At 37.6% G+C, this 20,048-nt stretch carries 15 protein-coding genes; 7 read left to right on the top strand and 8 right to left on the bottom strand.

Annotated elements, in window-relative coordinates; genetic code table 11:
- Nucleotides 1-37: 37 nt before the first annotated feature.
- The 3 genes from JST55_11975 to JST55_11965 are packed head-to-tail and all read left to right on the top strand — an operon-like array spanning nt 38 to nt 3,557.
- The gene (locus tag JST55_11975) at nt 38-1,048 is read left to right on the top strand and encodes an ABC transporter ATP-binding protein (protein MBS1494224.1); all 1,011 of its coding nucleotides are present in this window, start codon (nt 38-40) and stop codon (nt 1,046-1,048) included.
- Between the two features lie 56 nt (nt 1,049-1,104).
- Nucleotides 1,105-2,355 carry an imidazolonepropionase gene (locus tag JST55_11970; GenBank protein MBS1494223.1) on the top strand — a complete coding sequence of 417 codons (1,251 nt, stop codon included), beginning with the start codon at nt 1,105-1,107 and terminating at the stop codon, nt 2,353-2,355.
- Between the two features lie 53 nt (nt 2,356-2,408).
- A complete protein-coding gene (locus JST55_11965) occupies nt 2,409-3,557 on the top strand; it encodes a PQQ-dependent sugar dehydrogenase (protein ID MBS1494222.1) in 1,149 nt (382 codons plus the stop codon).
- Between the two features lie 2 nt (nt 3,558-3,559).
- On the opposite strand, the gene JST55_11960 is transcribed toward JST55_11965, so the two are convergent.
- The 3 genes from JST55_11960 to JST55_11950 form a co-directional block, all read right to left on the bottom strand.
- Complete coding sequence (locus JST55_11960) at nt 3,560-4,330, bottom strand: 1-(5-phosphoribosyl)-5-[(5-phosphoribosylamino)methylideneamino] imidazole-4-carboxamide isomerase (protein MBS1494221.1); 771 nt, start codon at nt 4,328-4,330, stop codon at nt 3,560-3,562.
- A 7-nt stretch (nt 4,331-4,337) separates the two neighbouring features.
- The gene (locus tag JST55_11955) at nt 4,338-6,626 is read right to left on the bottom strand and encodes a hypothetical protein (protein ID MBS1494220.1); all 2,289 of its coding nucleotides are present in this window, start codon (nt 6,624-6,626) and stop codon (nt 4,338-4,340) included.
- Between the two features lie 202 nt (nt 6,627-6,828).
- Nucleotides 6,829-7,137: a tetratricopeptide repeat protein gene (locus JST55_11950; GenBank protein MBS1494219.1), complete on the bottom strand. Its 309-nt coding sequence runs from the start codon at nt 7,135-7,137 to the stop codon at nt 6,829-6,831.
- A gap of 159 nt (nt 7,138-7,296) precedes the next feature.
- Here JST55_11950 and JST55_11945 point away from each other — a divergent pair, with 159 nt between their 5' ends.
- Nucleotides 7,297-10,287, top strand: a complete 2,991-nt coding sequence (locus tag JST55_11945; protein ID MBS1494218.1) for a S8 family peptidase — start codon at nt 7,297-7,299, stop codon at nt 10,285-10,287.
- Nucleotides 10,288-10,568: 281 nt separating this feature from the next.
- Here JST55_11945 and JST55_11940 read toward each other — a convergent pair whose 3' ends face one another.
- A complete protein-coding gene (locus JST55_11940) occupies nt 10,569-11,282 on the bottom strand; it encodes a hypothetical protein (GenBank protein ID MBS1494217.1) in 714 nt (237 codons plus the stop codon).
- Nucleotides 11,283-11,727: 445 nt separating this feature from the next.
- Nucleotides 11,728-12,282: a pyridoxamine 5'-phosphate oxidase family protein gene (locus JST55_11935; GenBank protein MBS1494216.1), complete on the bottom strand. Its 555-nt coding sequence runs from the start codon at nt 12,280-12,282 to the stop codon at nt 11,728-11,730.
- A 355-nt stretch (nt 12,283-12,637) separates the two neighbouring features.
- On the opposite strand from JST55_11935, the gene JST55_11930 reads away from it, so the two are divergent.
- Together JST55_11930 and JST55_11925 are read left to right on the top strand one after the other, a co-directional pair.
- Nucleotides 12,638-13,867 (top strand): ammonium transporter, encoded by a 1,230-nt coding sequence (locus tag JST55_11930; GenBank protein ID MBS1494215.1) that lies wholly within the window; start codon nt 12,638-12,640, stop codon nt 13,865-13,867.
- A 138-nt stretch (nt 13,868-14,005) separates the two neighbouring features.
- Entirely contained in the window at nt 14,006-15,112 is a 1,107-nt protein-coding gene (locus JST55_11925; GenBank protein ID MBS1494214.1) for a porin, read from the top strand.
- A 155-nt stretch (nt 15,113-15,267) separates the two neighbouring features.
- Here the strand turns inward: JST55_11925 and JST55_11920 are convergent, their stop codons facing one another.
- The 3 genes from JST55_11920 to ppk1 form a co-directional block, all read right to left on the bottom strand.
- Nucleotides 15,268-15,798, bottom strand: coding sequence for a transposase (locus tag JST55_11920; protein ID MBS1494213.1), 531 nt, complete (start codon nt 15,796-15,798; stop codon nt 15,268-15,270).
- 157 nt (nt 15,799-15,955) lie between these two features.
- Complete coding sequence (gene carB, locus JST55_11915; GenBank protein MBS1494212.1) at nt 15,956-17,446, bottom strand: carbamoyl-phosphate synthase large subunit; 1,491 nt, start codon at nt 17,444-17,446, stop codon at nt 15,956-15,958.
- A 27-nt stretch (nt 17,447-17,473) separates the two neighbouring features.
- Nucleotides 17,474-19,624, bottom strand: a complete 2,151-nt coding sequence (gene ppk1 / locus JST55_11910; GenBank protein MBS1494211.1) for a polyphosphate kinase 1 — start codon at nt 19,622-19,624, stop codon at nt 17,474-17,476.
- A 134-nt stretch (nt 19,625-19,758) separates the two neighbouring features.
- On the opposite strand from ppk1, the gene JST55_11905 reads away from it, so the two are divergent.
- Nucleotides 19,759-20,046, top strand: coding sequence for a hypothetical protein (locus JST55_11905; protein MBS1494210.1), 288 nt, complete (start codon nt 19,759-19,761; stop codon nt 20,044-20,046).
- Nucleotides 20,047-20,048: the final 2 nt, after the last annotated feature.

The raw sequence follows: 20,048 nt of genomic DNA, 5'->3' as shown, positions 1-20,048 counted from the left end.
AAGCGCTATTCTTAAGTGAAATTTTAAAACAAAGAGTATGTCCAAACTTCTCGAGGTTAAGAACCTTAAAACTTATTTTTATACCGATGACGGTGTTGCAACTGCAGTTGATGATGTTTCCTACGAAGTAGATAAAGGTGAAACATTAGGGTTAGTCGGCGAATCCGGCTGCGGAAAAAGTGTATCTGCCCTTTCTATAATGAGACTTATTCCTGACCCTCCCGGAAAAATTGTCGGCGGCGAAATATTGTTTAAAGGAAAAGACCTTCTGAAAATTCCTGAGAAGGAAATGCAGCATGTAAGAGGAAATGATATCGGAATGATTTTTCAGGAACCGATGACGTCACTTAATCCTGTTTTCACCTGCGGAAATCAGATTGAAGAAACTGTTATACTCCACCAAAAACTTTCAAAGTCAGATGCTAAAGCAAAGGCAATTGATATGCTTAAGCTTGTGGGTATCCCTGCTCCCGAGCAAAGATATAATGAATATCCTCACCAGCTTTCGGGCGGAATGAGACAGCGTATTATGATTGCAATTGCATTGGCATGTAACCCTGAAATTCTTATTGCTGATGAACCGACTACAGCTCTTGATGTTACAGTTCAGGCACAGATACTTGAGCTTATAAAAAGATTACAGGATGAGTTGGGTATGGGTGTGATAATGATCACTCATGATCTTGGAGTTATTGCCGAGGTATCAAAACGGGTCGCAGTTATGTATGCATCTAAAGTTGTTGAGTACGGCGATGTGAACGAAATTTTTTACAATCCAAAACATCCTTATACATTAGGGCTTCTAAGTTCAATTCCTAAACTGAATAAAGAAAAAGGCAGACTTGCTACTATCGAGGGATTTGTTCCACCTTCAACTTCGTATCCGAAAGGATGCCACTTCTGTACAAGATGCCAGTATGCAATTGAAAAATGCTGGAACGAGCAGCCGCCTGATTTTGAAGTAGCTCCGGGACACACTGCTGCATGCTGGAGAATTGATGAAGTTGCTCACATGAATAAACATTCCGACAAAGTAATTTCAGTATAATAATTTTTAAATTCCCTCTCTTCCTGAGAGGGAATTACTCTTCTTAAAACACTTCAATGTTACTATTAAAAAATATTTCTCAGTTAGTTACCTGCTCCAACGTAAATAATTTTCCAAAGAAAGGAAAAGAGCAGAATGAAATCGGCTTGCGCTTAGATTCCAATATTATTGTAGATAAAGGAAGAATAGAGTTTATAGGCTCATCAAAATCTCTTTCAAAAATATTAAAAAAGAAAAAAATAAAGATAACCAAAGAGATTGATTGCAAGAATAAAGTTGTAACTCCGGGATTTATAGATTCCCATACTCATTTTGTTTTTGCAGGGAACAGAGAAGATGAATATGAGATGCAAATTGCCGGAAAGACTTACCAGGAAATTGCTGCTGCAGGCGGCGGAATTATTTCAACTGTTAATGCAGTAAGAAAATCTTCCTTTAATAATCTTTATGAGATTGCCGAAAGAAGATTAAAGAAATTTGTTGAAACGGGAACAACTACCATTGAAGCAAAGTCAGGGTATGGATTAGATACAAACAATGAGATTAAAATTTTAAAAGTAATAAATAAGCTTAAGGAAAAAAATAAGTTCGGGCTTGATATAATTCCTACATTTCTTGGCGCTCATGCTGTGCCCAAAGGTGTAACAAAGAAAGCGTACATCGAAAGTATCTGCTATGAAATGATTCCGAAGATTGCAAAAGAAAATCTTGCAGAATTTATTGATGTGTTCTGTGAAGTGAATTATTTTGATGCTGAAGAAACGAGTATGATATTTGAACAGGGAATGAGATTCGGGTTGATACCTAAAATTCACACTGACCAGTTTAATTCAATAGGCGGAGTGAAAGCTGCATTAAAACACAAAGCAATTTCAGTTGACCACCTTGAAGTCCTGAAGGATAAAGATATAAAGAAACTATCGGGTAAAAATACCATTGCAACATTACTTCCCGGAGTTTCATACTTTCTGGATATTTCTTATCAGCCGGCAAGAAAGTTAATATCCAATAATGTTCCCGTTACACTGGCAACCGATTTCAATCCCGGAAGCTGCCCGACACAAAACATACAAACTATTATGTCACTGGCTTCACTTGAATTAAAGATGACTGCAGAAGAAATTTTGAACGCAGTTACAATTAATGCAGCTTACGCTGTGAACCGTCAGAACAGAATCGGAAGTATTGAAATCGGCAAGCAGGCAGACTTACTTGTTTTTGATATTCCCTCCTATAAATTTATTACATATAACTTTGGTGTGAACAATATTACAAATGTTATAAAGAAAGGCCGAATTATAAAGTAGGTTTTGTTGTTCTTTAGTATAAGTTCTAACTATAAATTCTTATGAATAAAATTATGATTCCAGTAATTTTTTCACTTCTCATTTTATTTTCCTGCTCAAAACCACAACAGCAAAATACAACATCAACTCCAAAAGAAAACACAACAAAATCTTCAGGTTCCAATAAGGAAGCAGTTGATTATACCATAGAAACGTTTGCAGAAAACCTAACTGTGCCTTGGTCAATTGCATGGACGGATAAAGACAGAATGCTGGTAAACGAACGCTCCGGCAAGATAAGGATTATTCAAAACGGAAAACTTCAGGATGCTCCGCTGCTTGAAGTTAAAGATGTTTCATCAAATGCTGAAGAAGGACTTATGGGACTTGCAATAGATCCCAATTACTCTTCTAACAAGTTTATATATATAAGCTATGCTTACGGAGGTAGTGATAAATTATCTGTAAAAGTTGTAAGATACAAAGATGACGGCAATTCAGTTTCTGATGAAAAAATATTAATAGATAAAATTCAGGGAACGCATTTACATGCAGGATGCAGAATAAAATTCGGACCTGACGGCAAATTATATATTACAACGGGCGATGCAACTGACAGACAAATTGCGCAGGACTTGAAAAACATGGGAGGTAAAATTTTAAGACTGAATTCAGACGGCACAATACCCGCTGATAACCCGTTTCCAAACTCTCCTATCTGGACTTACGGTCATAGAAATCCGCAAGGAATAGACTGGTACCCGGGTACAAGTATAATGTGGGAAACTGAACACGGTCCTTCAGGATTTGACGGTCCCGGCGGAGGCGATGAAGTTAATGTTATCGTTAAAGGCAGCAATTACGGCTGGCCGGTTGTTTCGCATGATGGTCATAAAGACGGAATGGTTGCCCCGGTTCTTGTTTATACTCCGGCTGAAGCACCTGCATCAGGAATGTTTTATAAATCAGGAATTATAACTCAGTTCAAAAATAACTTTTTCTTTGGATGCCTTAGAGGCAGAGGAATTATTAGAGTAATAGTAGATGAAAATAATCCTGAGAAAGTTGTATCATTTGAAAAGATGAAAGATATTAATATTGGAAGAATAAGAGAAATAGCTGAAGGACCTGACGGAGCGATTTATTTTTCTACATCTAATAAAGACGGCAGAGGAAATCCTGCATCCAATGATGACAGAATTATGAGAATAATTAAGAAATAAATTTAATTTACGGAAGGTAAGTCGAGTGAAGTATCAGTTCGTTCGACTTCCCTCCAGATATTCTGGCATGGAAATTTATTTTCGTATAAAGCTCTTGATACAACAACAGAATCCACTCCAAACCCTTCAAGCCCCTGAAGGCTTTTCAAATCTCTGAAGTCACGAATGCCGCCCGCAGATGTAAGCTTTATTTTTATCTTATCTCCGATTTCTTTCAGGCGTTCAAGGTTTGGACCTTTAAGACTTCCGACTCTCCCTATATCCTGATATATAATTCTCTTAACGCCAAAGTCTTTCATTAACTGAGCAAAATCCAGAATAGTACACGGGAAAGAATTTATCCATCCGTCCCTCATCACCTTATCATTTTTTTCATCTATACCTATTATTATTTTACTTGGCCCGAAGTTTTTTATCAAATCCTTTATGAGCTTTGGATTTGCAATAGCTGCAGTCCCAATTACAATTCTATATACTCCTAACTCTTCTATTACTTTTTTAGCAGTGTCATAATCTCTTATTCCTCCTCCCAACTGAATAGGAATATCAATGCATCTTGTAATCTGTTTTATAACTTCAAAGTTCTTCATATCACCTCGTACTGCACCGTCTAAATCAGTGATATGAATTGTTTTAAAATTCTCTTTTCGAAGCAACTTTACAGTATTAATGGGGCTTTCACTGTAATACTCTGTTGTTTCAAAAAGTCCTTCGAATTTCTTTACACATTTTCCGTCAATAATATCAATTGCCGGAATTATTAAAATACCCATAAAATTTTTATTCGCCGTTTCTTATAATTGCAAGTTTACCAAGACCAACTTTACCGCCGTCTTTAGTGTAGGCTGCTACAATATAAATTCCGGTAGGAACATTTTTGCCGCTCTTGTTCAAACCGTTCCATTGTGCAATACGTCCGCCGGGGGAATCGAACTCCGCTACTAATTGTCCGTCTAATGTAAGAATTTTTATAGTTGAGTTTTCAACCAATCCGTCAATATTAAGGCTAACAGTTGAAGGTACTATAAACGGATTTGGTGAGCATATTATTTTATCAAAGGCAGTCAATGGTTCAACAGCATTTGTTTTTAATGCTGAGAGTCCCTTTAATGTTCCGAAGTATGCTTTACCTGTTTTGTTACTGATTGCAATTGTACTGATTTTATTATCTAACAGCGGACTATTTGCAGTTGTATAATTAGCTATCTGTGTAGTACCGTCAGCAGATAAATGGAAAACTCCGTTAGCTGCAGAACCTATCCATTTTTCATTAATAATATCATTTTTAATACGCAGGCAGTTTTCAGTAAAAGGAACTTTCAGATTTCCTGAAATTATTCCAAGCTTAATAAGCGGTGGTTTATTATTCGGGTTTTGTATTGCAGCCGCAGGATTAGAAATTGTAAATACTCCATAGTTAGTTGCAACCCATACTTCACCATTTTTTTCAATTATTACGTCGTTAATATTTGTTATGCTTCCGCCGGGAAAATCTTCAAGAGCATAGAAACCGCTTACATCATCATTAGGATCATTTAAAGTATTATTTTCATTGAAAAAGTACAGACCAGGTCTGTTTCCATTTTCAGAAACTACCCACTTTGTATGATAGTTATCTATTGCAATCTGGGAAAATGATGGTAAACCAATAATGGCAGGATTAGAGAATCCAATCCAATTACTATCTGCAGTGTAACAATAAAGTGACTGATTGTTTCGGCTTGAATAAATTGTTACCCATAGGTTACCTCTATCATCTGCAGCGCCTCCGAATGTAGAGCAATAGTTCTCTCCGTTTTCTTCGCGGGAACCGGGTAAAGGAGAGTTATATGTGTTGTACGATCTGATATAATCGTTCTTAATTACCGTAACTCCGCCGCCGAATGAAATCGGATAAATTGTATTCCCTGAATTAGTAATTTTTCTGAATGTATTGCTTATACCTAATGCAGGTGTCTGAGAGTTATTTAAATTTGTCCATACATTGCCGTCAAATTTATATATTCCCGCAGCTTCAGAACCCCCTGCCACCCAGATATTTCCATTATCATCAATGGTAATATAATCAAAAACACTTGTATGAGGACAGTTAGGGCTTCTATAAGCATAAGAGCTTCCTGTTTTATAATAAATCCCGTTTGCGCTTGTGCCGTATATCGGATTCTGAGATTCATCTGATTGAATCACCGACCAGTTACCGCCCGGCTGTTCAATGGTTATATTCGATAAGTTATTTGCCTGGGAGGAATAAACTGTTCCGCCTGATACAAAATAAAGCTTATCGGAAATTGCTTTTATACTAATAGTATTACTTCCGCTGACAAGTAAATTAGGATATAAGCTCCAGATTCCTGAAGAGTAAACCACAAATCCTGTTGCAGAGCCTGCAAAAATATTTCCGCCAAACGACTCAATAGAAATAACGTTTGCATTCATAGGAGCTGATGCATTGTTTAACCATGAAGACGGGTTATTCAAATTGTTATTGGAAATTCTGGCATAACCTATTCCTGCTTTTGTTCCTGCAAAAATCGTATCGAGATTTACCGTTATACATGTGACTGAAGTTTTAATCGGAATTGAACCTAACTGATAATAGGGGGCATCAATAAAATTCTGATTTGTAATATCAATTTTTTGCATACCGTAACCTGTACCAACGTACATATTATTTCCATACTGATAAAAGCAATTTATGGATTTATTTGTTTCGGTTGAATTCTTAATATCGAATATAGTTTTAAGTATATTTCCATTTAAATCCATAAGAATAAGAGAGCCGTCTGATGCACCAATCCAAATTTTACTTTGAGAATCTATAATCAGAGCTGTGAGATCAATATTTACGAGCCCGTTAAGATTAGTAAACTTACGATATTCTTCTGTACCGGACTGATAGAAAAACAAGCCTCCTGATGTTGCAGCAATATATTTATTTCCTTTAACTGCCAGGGCTCTGACATTTTTCAGGTCGGTAAAGTTTTCCCATTTACCTGTGTTCGATTGAGAAAATACTGATGAGGTTATAAGGAAAAACATTCCGATAACAAAAGCAATTTTTTTTGTCATGACTTTTCTTTCGTCTTTTGATTTAAATTTAAAATAGTAGAAAAGGCGCTAAGATATGGTTTAATTTCGCAACAATAATTTATAAAAATAAGTCTTTAAAATCAGTGGAAATATTATTAAAAGAGTAGAGAATTTAGATGGGCTATTCTATTTTATTTATCTATAAATTAGGGAATTATTTTTTAAAAATCAGCTATAATTTTTAAAACAGGTTATCCAGGGCATCCTGCAGTTCTGCCTTAGTGTGCAAGTCGTCCTGTGATGTTGCAACAAACAATCCCTGATTATATATCTTTCTCGCCTCATCCACTTCACCTTTATCTTCCAAAAGCTTGCCGTACTGATAATAAGTTGCAAGATAACCTGGAGATACAGCAATTAACTCCTTTAGGTATTTTTCAGCGTTATCAGTTTCTTGTAAAGACACATATTCCAAAGCCAGTGCATACTTCGTGAATTCGTCACCGGGATTTTGTTCAAGTAGATTTAGTAATGTTTCTATTCTGCTCATGGAATAAATATTATGTATAATAACTGCAAATTCAATTTAAAAAAACATGAAAAATAACGCCTGTTTTAGTAATAATTTCTTGTATTTTACCTATTTACTTTCTTCTCAAATCTTTTACTTTTATATTTGATTATTCCCTAAACCATCCAATCAATCTCAATGAAAAAAGGATACTTTTCCAAGCTGTCCGTTTTTTTAGTAACGGTATTTCTCGTAGCTATTTTGATATTTACCATTTCTAAAAACACGAAAACAGAAAACTCTTTTTCTTATATATACGAAGATAAAGATTACATAGAAGGACAAATAATCGTTTCGCTTAATGGCGACGCTGATATAAATAAACTCGTCAGGGATTTTTCAAACATTAACCTCAGAGTTAAAGAAAGACTTATTCCGGATATGAATATCTATCTGCTGGAATATGATATCTCAAAAAGCTCTGCTGTTGATGCTTTGATAAGTCTAAAGAGCAAGCATGATGTTTCAGTTGCTCAGTTCAATCACAACAATATTAAAGAGCGTACCGTTTCATCAATCTCGGCCACTACTCCGAACGATACACGTTTCTCTGAGCAGTGGGATATGAATAACACCGGACAAACAGGCGGAACACCGGATGCCGATATCGATGCACCAGAAGCCTGGGATATTGCAACCGGCGGTAACACTGCGCTTGGCGATACAATCGTTGTGGCAGTTGTTGACGGCGGCGGAGACCTTGCCAATACAGAGCTCAGCTACTGGAAAAACTACGGTGAAATTCCCGGTAACGGAATCGATGACGACGGCAACGGATACATCGATGACGTAAACGGCTGGAGCGCAATTAACAACAACGGAACAATTCCTGTAGAATCTCACTCAACTCACGTTGCAGGTACTGTCGGCGCAAAAGGTAATAACGGCGCTGGTGTAACCGGCGTGAACTGGAAAGTTAAAGTAATGGCAGTTCACGGTTCAACCAGTTCAGAAGCTGTTGCAATCAAGGCTTACGGCTACGTTTACAAACAAAGAAAACTCTATAACGAAACTAACGGAGTCAAAGGCGCATTCGTAGTTTCAACTAACTCTTCTTTCGGAGTTGATAACGGTCAGCCTTCAAGCTACCCGCTATGGTGCGCGTTTTATGATTCACTCGGAAGAGTCGGAGTTCTTTCAGCCGGCGCAGGCCCGAACAATAATGTAAACATTGACGTGGTTGGAGATATTCCAACTGCATGTCCAAGTCCGTTTATGATAGCTGTTACAAATACAACAAATACAGATGTAAGAAATTCAGGAGCAGGTTACGGACCCATTAATATGGACTTAGGCGCTCCCGGAACAAACATACTTTCAACCTTGCCCAATAATACTTTTGGTCTCAATACAGGAACATCCATGGCAACTCCTCACGTAGCTGGAGCAGTGGGACTTATGTTCAATGCCGCAGGAGCAAATTTAATTCAGCTCGGAAGATTAAAACCGGATTCACTTGCTTCTTACATGAAGTTTGTGATGCTATCAACAGTTGATACACTTGCCTCGCTTAATACACAAGTTCTTTCAAAAGGAAGATTAAATCTTTTCAAAGCAGTTAATAAAGTTAAAGTAGCAAACGTTCCTGTTCTCAATGCATTCAATCTAACATCACCCACTGCGGGAACCACTGTAACCACTTTCCCCGGTTCACAGACTAATATAACATTTACATGGGATACATCTGCCACAGGAGCGACTTATAAATTTATATTCGGTTCGCCTTCTGCAACAAACAGACAGATTCAGGTTGATGCAGGAACAAATTCATTCACTATAAAATCAGGAACACTCGATAGCATACTTGCAAATCTTGGTGTTGCATCAGGCAGTTCACTCGTAGGTTCATGGGATGTATATGCAAAAAGATTAATACCTGTTAACGATTCTTTAAAAGCAGCTAACGGTCCGAGAACAGTTACATTAGCAAGAGGACTTGTTACCGTAAGTCCTTTTGCATTAGTGCAGCCGGCAAACAATACGACATTGATAACAGCTCCTAACGATAACTCAAATGTAAATATTTCATGGAGAAGCGGCGGAGCAGGAATAAAATACAAATGGCAGTTCGATAGCCCTTCATTCGCAGGACCCGTTATATTAAATATACCTTCCGGCAATAATTCATTTGATACTACCATTACATTAGTAAACTCAGCGCTTGACGGAATGCTTCAGGCATACGGTCTGAACAGAGGCGATTCACTTGTTGGTCAATGGAAAGTGTATGCTTTCAGGAGCCCTACAGATTCCACTGCATCAAGCGAAACAAGAAATTTAACTTTAAGAAGAGTCGGAACATTGCTTCTTAACGAGTCATTTGAAAATGCAACGTTCCCCCCTGCAGAGTGGAGCACAGCAGGAACAGGTACAATTTACTGGGTTCGTTCAACAGGAACAGGCGGTTACGGCAACGGAACAGCATCTGCCAAATATGATTTCTGGACGGCAACAGCTTCCACTGGAGCACAGTCATTAGTATCAAATCAGTTCCCTGCTGTTACAAGTCCGACCAATTATTTAAGATTCAATTATGCCTGCGCATATTACTCTGCAACATCTATTGACTCATGTATTGTGGAGACATCAACCGATGCAGGAACAACATGGACAAGATTACTGGGAATGTATCAGTCAGCTTCGCTGACTTCGGGATATAACTCATCTCCAGTAATGTCAACGGTTTCTTCTACTTCATCATTTACTCCGACTGCATCGCAATGGGCAACTAAAATTTTATCAATGCCTGTTGGTACAAATAAAATAAGACTTACAGCAAAGAGCGCGTACGGAAACAACCTGTACATTGATAACATTACTTCAGGAACTGTAACAGGAATCGGAAACCAGCTGACTCTTACTCCGGAGAAGTATGAATTATCTCAGAACTATCCGAATCCTTTCAATCCGACAACGAAGATTTCTTATTCAATTCCAAAAGCAGGAATTGTAACAATGAAAATCTTTGATGTAACAGGAAGAGAAGTTGCTTCACTCGTAAATGAACTCATGCAGCCGGGAGCATATACAGTTGACTTCAATGCATCTGCATTTGCGTCGGGAGTTTATTTCTACAGACTGGAAGCTCAGGACTTTATAGATACAAAAAGAATGGTTCTATTAAAATAATATTTGAAAATATTTTTACCTATTAGTAGGTAACTTTTATTAGCCGTTTCGATTAATTTCGGAACGGCTTTTTTTGCACAAATCTGACCTGACAGGTTTTTAATCCTGTCAGGTCTTTTTTTTATAAAAATTATATAACAATATTCTGCATCTCGTTCCAATGCAGTTTTTGAAACGTATTGTCACATTTTAACCGCCCCCTCAGTCCCCCTCCTTCGTAAGGAGGGGAAGCTAATTACACTCGTTCCGATGCTCCAGCGTCGGAACGTTTTTTATATATTTCAAAACTTCTTATCTATCCTTCCGATAATAACTTTCCTTACATCTCCTTCTCTATACTTGCTGCCGGTTTCAGTGCTCCAGCAATAGCCCAGAATTTCTCCGGTGCTGTCAGTATAAATTCTGAAGTAACCTGTGCCAATTCCATTTCTGTATTTTCCATTTCCTAAATAACGTGTGTCAGTAGTTCCGTGTCCGTGCCCGCTTTCATCAATTATTTTTATTTTCCATTGTTTGGTTCCTAATACCGTTGGCTCGATCGGTTCTATTTCCTGCGCAGCTTCGGTAATGAGCATTATGTGTCCCGTATCGTCCATGAGCTTTGGAAATTTAATTGCAATTACATCACCCGGCTTTGCATCTTTTATGTTTGAGAATCCCTGAAAGCCGTTTCCTTTTTTTATCTGATTGTAATAATCCCTCGCATAAGCTCTTTTCTTTTTATGCATCCATTTATTGAATGTATCATCATTGATGTTATAAGCCTGTTTGATAAGCTGGTTTATAAGTCCGCTGCAGTCGGTTTTGCATTCGTAGTCAGATGCTCCGTCAATTCCCTTCCATTTTACAACGGGAGATTTATGTGTGTAATAAGTATTATCAGCGGGAGTGTTTTTCTGAAGCAGTTCGCCCCAGTATAAAATAGTTTTTTCCTGCGCAAAGGAAGAAATTACAAATAAGAAAAGAAAACAGAGTAGAAGAAGATTTTTTTTCATTTTGATATTTTTTTATAAGTCGGAAAAAAGTCGGGTTTATTTCTCTGACCTGACAGGTTTTTAATCCTGTCAGGTTTGGCTATAGTTACATTATTGTAACATTATTGTCACTTTTTAGAATACAGACCAATATGATTTTTATGGTGACGCAGATAAAAGTCGCATTATTGTCGCATTCTCATTCTTACAAACTAAAATCGGCAAAATCTCCTTTTTTACTTTCCATCATAAATTCAAAATTCAGCTTCTTCAGTATTGTAAAAACAATTTCTCTCAAAATAATATTTTTCAATTGACGGGTTTTTGATGGATTTCTGCAAAATAATAATCGGCGTATTTCACACCTCTCTGGTCAAATTTACCTATGAACAATTACACCAATGTAAAAATACTTATAATGAAAATTTTTGTAAAGAAGATTCACCCTATTAGCAGGTATAGGGAATTATTTTTTTATTGACAGGTCAGTAGGCAGTCCATCGAGACTTATTAAGTTCTTTTCCTGAATATATTCATACAGTCCTTCTTCTCCTTTAGCTTCTGCCCATTTGAAATGTACGTCCCGGTCAGCTTTAAATTCATACTCCGGCACTCCGAATCCGCACGACATCTGTACTAAATCAATATCGGCAATTATAAGCTGCCTGGTGCTCGGATAAATTTTAAAATGTGAAGAATACTTTTCCCACTCTTCAGAATTATTCAGCACGGCTCTGCCCTTTCCGTACAATCTTAATATTAACGGCTTATCATCAAAGGAGCAGAACATAATTGTTATGCGGCCGTTCTCTAGTGTATGAGCAGAAGTTTCGTTGCCGCTGGAAATCAGATCCATGTATCCGACTTCATTCTCCGATAACACTCTGAAGCAGTCTAATCCTTTGGGAGAAACATTCACTCGCCCGTCTTTGCTGAGCGGAGCAGTCCCAACAAAAAATATATGCTGCTTCTCTATAAATTCTATATTTGCCTGTGAGATTGTATTCTGAAGTTTACCCATGAGAATATTGTTTTATATTTTGTTCTCCGTCCCAATTCGCCGCGGCGAACTGTTTGGGACGGAACTTGGCAGCGAACGGCGCTTGTCCCGACTTGGCGGGATTTCGCTTATTAGAGTCGAAACAGAGTTTCGACAAACATTCCATTCCCAAACCGGAGTTTGGGAATGAGTTAATAATGGATTCTTAAACCAAAAATAATAAATCTCTTTTTACTTCCAAACACATTTTAATTTGCAAATTTTATGTAATTAAAACCAAAAAAAATTTTCCTTATATTTGTGAAGGGCTTACAGTTCTTTGATATACATTTATTCTCAAAACATCTTTCCTAATTAAAATTAAAGGAATAGCGTTATGAATTTTGATACAGGAAATACGGGATTTATGCTGCTCGCTACGAGCTTAGTTATGCTTATGACTCCCGGTCTCGCGTTTTTCTACGGCGGCCTCGTCGGCAGAAAAAATGTATTGGCTATTATGATGCAGAGCTTCGTTTCTATGGGTGTTACTACAGTCCTATGGTGGTTAGTAGGTTACTCAATGTGCTTCAGCGGAGATTTAAAATCCGGCACAGATATCCTTGGTATCATAGGAAATTTTAAGATGTCATTTTTACTGGGTATGGATATGACTACTCCATCACCTCTCAATCCTTCAATTCCACTTTTTGTTTTTGTTGCATATCAGATGATGTTTGCAATAATAACACCTGCTTTAATTACCGGCGCATTTGCCAACCGCGTAAAGTTCAAAGCATATTTAGCATTTTTAGTTGCATGGTTACTTTTTGTTTATTTCCCGTTCGTCCACATGGTTTGGGGCGGAGGCATTTTAGCTCAATGGGGAGTAAAAGATTTTGCAGGCGGTATTGTCGTTCACAATATTGCAGGTATGGCTGCATTAGCATCTGTACTTTACGTTGGTAAAAGACAGGTTGAAGATAAAGGCCTACACTCAATTCCGTTGATAGCTCTCGGTACAGGTTTGCTTTGGTTCGGATGGTACGGCTTTAACGCAGGCAGTGAGTTTGCAGTTGATTCAGTAACAGCAATTGCATTTTTAAATACAGATATCGCAGCTTCTTTTGCAGCAGTTATGTGGCTTGCAATGGCTTGGATGTTTGAAGAGAAACCAAAGTTTGTCGGTCTGCTTACAGGAGCAGTTGCAGGACTTGCAACCATCACTCCCGCAGCAGGTTATGTTACAACTAACTCAGCCGTAATTATCGGATGTATCTCAGGAGTTGTATGCTACGGAGCAGTTTATCTTAAGAATAAAATGGGATGGGATGACGCGCTTGACGTATGGGGCGTTCACGGAGTCGGCGGTATGATCGGAGTAATTATGCTGGGTATTTTCGGAACAGTTGCAGTCAATGCAACGGGAAGCAACGGATTATTATACGGTGATTCTCACTTCTTCTGGATTCAGTTAGGCGCAATATTGTTAAGCTCAATTTATGCATTCGGATTTACTTATCTTATGCTCTTTGTAATAAATCTCTTCACAAAAGTTAAAACAACTGCTGAAGAAGAAAAAACAGGACTCGATGCAACTCTTCACGGAGAGCAGGCCTATATATAATATATACTTTTCCCCTGCTGTTTGCTAAAAAGCAGCAGCAGGGACTTATTTATATTTTTTTTATACTAAACCCCAAACAATTTATTTTCTGTTTATTTTGTTTTCGGCAATTTTGAACAGAAAAAATTAAATCAATTTATGAAAAGAATTCAACTCCTTCTTTTAATTCTTTTATTTACCGTTGCAAGTTTTTCAGATGTTTTTTCTCAGGACTCACTAAGAAGTTTAATCAACTCACTTATTCCGGTTTCACCATTCACAATATCAGGATATGTAGATACTTATTACAGCCACGATAATGATAACTCAAATACAACTGACCGCTTCCCAGGGGTCTCTCCAGTAAGAGATGAGTTCCGTCTAAACATTGCGCAGCTTAGTTTGAAATATATAAAACAAAATGTAAGAGGGAATCTTACAATTCAATACGGAGATTTGCCCGATGTTTCTTATCCTTCTAATCAGAAACTTTTTCCGGAAGCCAATGTAGGATTTTCTCCATGGGAGAATGTTTGGATTGATGCGGGATATTTTGTTACTCATATCGGAACGGAAACAGTCAGACCGATTGAAAATACATTTTCTACCTGGGCGCTTGTGACACAGTTCGAACCGCTTCCTCAGGCAGGTGCAGTGATATCATACTCGGCAAGAAGATTTAACGGCGCGCTATGGGTAATGAATGGGTACAGCGTACTTGCAGATAACAATAAAAATAAATCGGCGGGAATATCACTTACATGGTGGCCTTATAAGAATGTTTCCTTCGCGTATAATAATATAATCGGCAATGAATCATCGGATTTATCCGACGGCAAGATGAGATATTACAATAACTTTATTATCAAGGCAAGCTTAGGAACTAACTGGAATATAATTGTAAACAACGATTTCTGCTTTCAGGAAAAATCAAAGATTGATGATCCGAAATCATACGGTGCATTGGCAGGCGGATTTTTAACAGTGCAGTACACATTCAACGATCCGAAATTTTCACTCGCTTACAGAGGAGAATATTTTGCTGATTTCGACGGAATACTCTCACCGACATATAACGTTACTTCCACAGAAAGAAGCGGGCTTATGTGCTTCGGTCCATCGCTGGCATTCAAATATCAGCCGATGCCAAATGCATACGTCCGCCTAGAAGGAAGATATTTAAAAACACTAAGAGATTTGAAAATATTTACAGATGATAAAGATTACAGGATAGACGGAAGTATTACGATGGGAGTGCAGTTTTAGTTGTCAGTTGATAGTTGTAGGTTGTTCTCCGTCCCAAACTCCCGTTTGGGACGGAACTTGGAAGCGAAACTCCGTTTCGCAAATTTAAAGTCGAAACAGAGTTTCGACTTACCATGCATTCCCAAACAGGAGTTTGGGAATGAGTTCACACTGAATTAAAAACTATCAATATCAATTACACATTTCTTATTTTTCAGATAATATGCCGCAGAGCTGTATTTCCAATCTTCAGGATTTTCAATTAATCCCCTTCTAACCGGATTATAATGAATATATTCTATTTTCTGATTGAAAATTTGTTGTGATGAGATTTGAATTGGATGAAATCCTTCCTGCCAGACTTGAAAATTACTTTCGATCTTATGTTTCTTCTTATAATATTCAAACTGATTTAATACCCATTCCTTGTTATCTTCTTTTAACACTGATAATATTTCTTTTGCAGTGAATTTTTTAAAATCAGAAATTATTCTTGATAAGTTTTCATTAATTGCAATTAAATGAAAATGATTATCCATAATTACAAATGAAAGTATTTTTAAATTTTTATTCGACTGATAAAATTTAAGTGCATTTATAAGAATGTCGCAATATTTGGAATTTGTGAAAATAGGTATCCATTCTATAACAGTGGATGTAATGAAGTAAGGATATTGGTTATCAACTATTTTATATGAAGAACGCATATTATAGTTTATTTAGTGTTGTACTTCTCCGTCCCAAACTCCCGTTTGGGACGGAACTTGGAAGCGAAACTCCGTTTCGCATATTTAAAGTCGAAACGGAGTTTCGACACACAATGCATTCCCAAACAGGAGTTTGGGAATGAGTACTTTCATAAAGCTACATCCTACATCCCCTCAGCTCCACTTCCATATCAACTATATCCTTAACCTGATTCAAAAACCATTTATCTATTTTAGTGGATTGGTACAGCTCATCTATAGATGCGCCGACAAGAAGGGCGTAGCGGAGATAAAAAATATTATCGTTGCGGGGAGTTTTTAATTTGGTGAGAATTTTTTCCTTAAGCAAAACTCTTTCGCTTTTCTTTAATGAAATAAGCTCTTCATAGGAGTATTTATCTTTTCCGTCAGCACCGAGTCCTGCCCTGCCTGTTTCAAGCGAGCGGATTGCCTTCTGGAATGCCTCTTTAAAATTTCTTCCGAATGACATTACTTCGCCTACAGATTTCATCTGTACGCCAAGCACATCGTTATCGGGATTAGAGGAGCGGAACTTATCAAAGTCCCATCGTGGAATTTTTAAAACAATATAATCTATCACAGGCTCAAAACATGATGGAGTTGTCTTCGTAATATCATTTGGAATTTCATCGAGCGTATATCCTACGGCAAGCTTTGCTGCAATCTTTGCAATCGGAAATCCCGTTGCCTTCGATGCCAGCGCCGATGAACGTGATACGCGCGGATTCATTTCAATTACAATTATTCTTCCCGTCTCAGGGTTTACTGCAAACTGAATATTGGAGCCGCCTGTTTCAACACCTATCTCTGAAATAATTTTCTTTGCAGCGTCCCTCAGCTTCTGATATTGTTTATCGGTAAGTGTCTGCGCAGGAGCGCAGGTGATTGAGTCGCCCGTATGCACTCCCATCGGGTCAAAATTTTCTATCGAGCATATCACAACAAAGTTGTCGTTCTTATCGCGCATTACTTCAAGCTCAAACTCTTTCCATCCAATCAATGATTCTTCAACTAAAACCTGATTTGTCGGTGAAGCCGTCAGACCTTTATTTACAATTGTTTCGTACTCATCAACGTTGTATGCTATGCCGCCTCCTGTGCCTCCGAGTGTGAATGATGGTCGGACGATAATCGGAAAGCCGGTTTTCTCCATAGCAATCCGCGCCTCTTCCATATTATGAACAAACATTCCCTCTGCAACTTCAAGTCCGATTTTCTTCATCGCCGCGCTGAACTCTTCACGCGACTCTGCTTTGTTTATCGACTCTACATTTGCGCCGAGCAGTTCAACATTATATTTTTTTAAGATGCCTTTCTCGTGCAACTGCATTGCAGCGTTAAGCGCAGTCTGTCCTCCCATAGTGGGAAGAATTGCCTCGGGTTTTTCTTTCTTTATTATTTCTTCGATGTATTCGGAAGTGATGGGCTCGATGTAGGTTGCATCGGCAATTTCGGGGTCAGTCATTATTGTGGCGGGGTTTGAGTTTATGAGAACAACTCTGTAACCCTCTTCCTTCAATGCTTTAACTGCCTGCGAGCCTGAGTAATCAAACTCGCAAGCCTGACCGATAACAATAGGTCCGCTTCCTATAAGTAAAATTGTTTTAAGGTCTGTTCTTTTTGGCAAGTCTTTTTACAAGTCTTTTAGCAAGAATTATTTTACTATGCTAAGATGTTTTACAGCTAATTTTTTTATTTTTTTCTTTATGTCTTTCTTTGTTTCCGTTGAGTGTTTTTTTATCACTCGTCTTACAAATGTTTCCTGAATATCAATTCTGTTGTTGCTTGTAGATGTCAGTTTTTCATAGGTGCCGTCGCTTTTTAACATTCTTGATTTAACATTATCCGTCAAATACAATTTTAATACTTCAAGTATATCTTCCTTCACTCTTTCATCTTCAATAGGGAACATAATTTCAATTCGTCTGTCCAGATTTCTCGGCATCCAGTCAGCGCTTCCAAGATATAATTTGGAATCTCCGTTGTTATGGAAATAAAATGCCCTGCTGTGTTCTAAAAATCTTCCTACTAAACTGTACACACTTATGTTTTCGCTAAGTCCTTTTATTCCCGGTTTCAGTCTGCAGATACCGCGAACCATAAGTTCAAGCTTCACTCCGGCATTGGATGCTTCGTAGAGCTTCAGAATCACTTCTTCATCTACAAGCGAATTCATCTTTGCAAGAATGTAACCGTTATTGTGGTCTTTATGTTTTTGTATTTCGTTGTCGATTAATCCAAGAATTGTTTTGCGCATGTTAATCGGTGCAACTACTAATTCCTTGAATGAATGTTTTTTTGAATATCCTGTAAGGTAATTGAAAAGCTGCGTTGCATCTTTTCCGAAATCTTCATTCGCTGTGAACAAGCCGAAATCTGTATAAAGCTTTGAAGTAGTCTGATTATAATTTCCTGTGCTAAGGTGAACGTAACGTTTCATCTTCTCATCTTCCTTGCGGACTACGAGAGCAATTTTGCAGTGAGTTTTTAATCCGATCAATCCATACACAACGTGTACTCCTGCGTTTTCAAGTGCTCGTGCCCAGATGATATTATTTTCTTCATCGAAGCGGGCTTTTAACTCCACTACTGCCGTTACCTGTTTGCCATTCTCTGCGGCTGTGATGAGTGAATTAATTATAGCAGAGTCACCGCTTGTCCTGTACAGCGTAAGCTTTATAGCATAAACTTTCGGGTCAACTGCTGCCTGAGCGATGAACTCGCTGACAGAAGAAAATGAATAAAAGGGGTGATGCAGGAAAATATCCTGACGTGAAATATTTTTGAATACGTCGTCTTCCTCTCTGAAGAATGAAGAAATCCTCGGAGTGAATGATTCGTATTTTAATTTTCTGTTCTCAATTTTTGTAAGGTTCATTAAATCACCAAGATTTAAAGGGCCGTCAATTTCATAAATTTCATTCTTCTCTACATTCAGCGCGCTTGTTAAAAAATTCTTCAGCTTATCAGGACAGTGTTTATCAATTTCCATTCTAACTAAAAGTCCAAGACGTCTTTTCTTAACCTCTTCTTCAATCAATGTGAGTAAGTCTGCCGCTTCTTCCTCTTCAAGTTCAAGGTCGGCATTGCGGGTGATTCTGAATGAAGTCACACCAACAGTTGCCATTCCCGGGAAGAGCTTATCAATGTTTGCAAGAATAATTTCTTCCAGCAAAATAAAAGTGTTCTCTTCTCTTCCGTCAATCTGATAAAATCTCGGAACGATATTGGAAGGCACCTGCACTACTGAAAGTTTTTCTTCAATCGTCTCAGTATCAGGGTCATCAAGCAAAATTGCAAGCGCAATACTTCTGTTAATTAAATTCGGGAAAGGATGAACGTTATCTATTGCAAGAGGAGTAAGTATCGGGAAAATTTCGTCTTCAAAGTACTGAGTTATTCTTTTCTTTTCCTCATCAGTAAGGTCTTCGTATTTGAAAATTTTTATATTGTTCTCTGCAAGCTTAGGATAAATATCGGAATTAAATAATCTGTATTGCTCTTCTACAAGCGGGTTCAGTTTCTGGTAAATCTGCTCCATGAGCTCGGCAGGAGAAATCCCGTCAGAAGAAAGCTCGTTTATATCACTCAGTATCTGTCTTTTCACACCGGAGACACGAATCATAAAAAACTCGTCAAGGTTTGAACTGAAGATAGAAAGAAATTTAACTCTTTCCAGCAAAGGATTACTTTCATCCTGAGCTTCTTCAAGTACGCGTTTATTGAATTCAATCCAGCTAAGTTCGCGGTTGAAGAACATTTCGGGACTGCCTTTTTTCAGTGAGTTTTTTGCGATTAATTCCATACCCACAAATTTAACTTTAATACAAATTTAATACCATACAAAAGACTATGGCTTACAGAATTTTATCACAAATTTGAAAATAAATTAATCGTTTGTTTGTAAAATAATTGTTAATTTGCATAATGAAATTTTTTATGAAGAAATATTTGCTGAGATTTTACATTATTACTCTGCTATTTATCTTTGCAGTAAATATTTTTAATGTTTCGATGGAACTGACTTCAGGCAAATTCTATCAGAGTGGTATAATGGTAGCGTTAATATTAATTGCCTACAGCGTACCCGTATTTCTTTTTGTAATTCTACCGACCATTTTTTCAGAGACAAATAAATCTGCTCAGGTAGTTATATATTCATTCCTTTCTTTCTTGTTAATTCTGATAATTTTCTTCGTTTCCGCCGAAAAAATAGAGTTTTTTTAAGT

The sequence above is a fragment of the Bacteroidota bacterium genome (genome assembly GCA_018266835.1).
Classification (GTDB): domain Bacteria; phylum Bacteroidota; class Ignavibacteria; order Tepidaquicellales; family Tepidaquicellaceae; genus JAFDZO01.
Note: the sequence above shows the minus strand (reverse complement) of the source record. Positions and strands in the feature narration are given on the sequence as shown.

Coding starts and splice junctions, on each gene's coding strand:
- JST55_11975 (MBS1494224.1), top strand. CDS start 38: ATGTCCAAACTTCTCGAGGTTAAGAACCTTAAAACTTATTTTTATACC.
- JST55_11970 (MBS1494223.1), top strand. CDS start 1,105: ATGTTACTATTAAAAAATATTTCTCAGTTAGTTACCTGCTCCAACGTA.
- JST55_11965 (MBS1494222.1), top strand. CDS start 2,409: ATGATTCCAGTAATTTTTTCACTTCTCATTTTATTTTCCTGCTCAAAA.
- JST55_11960 (MBS1494221.1), bottom strand. CDS start 4,330: ATGGGTATTTTAATAATTCCGGCAATTGATATTATTGACGGAAAATGT.
- JST55_11955 (MBS1494220.1), bottom strand. CDS start 6,626: ATGACAAAAAAAATTGCTTTTGTTATCGGAATGTTTTTCCTTATAACC.
- JST55_11950 (MBS1494219.1), bottom strand. CDS start 7,137: ATGAGCAGAATAGAAACATTACTAAATCTACTTGAACAAAATCCCGGT.
- JST55_11945 (MBS1494218.1), top strand. CDS start 7,297: ATGAAAAAAGGATACTTTTCCAAGCTGTCCGTTTTTTTAGTAACGGTA.
- JST55_11940 (MBS1494217.1), bottom strand. CDS start 11,282: ATGAAAAAAAATCTTCTTCTACTCTGTTTTCTTTTCTTATTTGTAATT.
- JST55_11935 (MBS1494216.1), bottom strand. CDS start 12,282: ATGGGTAAACTTCAGAATACAATCTCACAGGCAAATATAGAATTTATA.
- JST55_11930 (MBS1494215.1), top strand. CDS start 12,638: ATGAATTTTGATACAGGAAATACGGGATTTATGCTGCTCGCTACGAGC.
- JST55_11925 (MBS1494214.1), top strand. CDS start 14,006: ATGAAAAGAATTCAACTCCTTCTTTTAATTCTTTTATTTACCGTTGCA.
- JST55_11920 (MBS1494213.1), bottom strand. CDS start 15,798: ATGCGTTCTTCATATAAAATAGTTGATAACCAATATCCTTACTTCATT.
- ppk1 (MBS1494211.1), bottom strand. CDS start 19,624: ATGGAATTAATCGCAAAAAACTCACTGAAAAAAGGCAGTCCCGAAATG.
- JST55_11905 (MBS1494210.1), top strand. CDS start 19,759: ATGAAGAAATATTTGCTGAGATTTTACATTATTACTCTGCTATTTATC.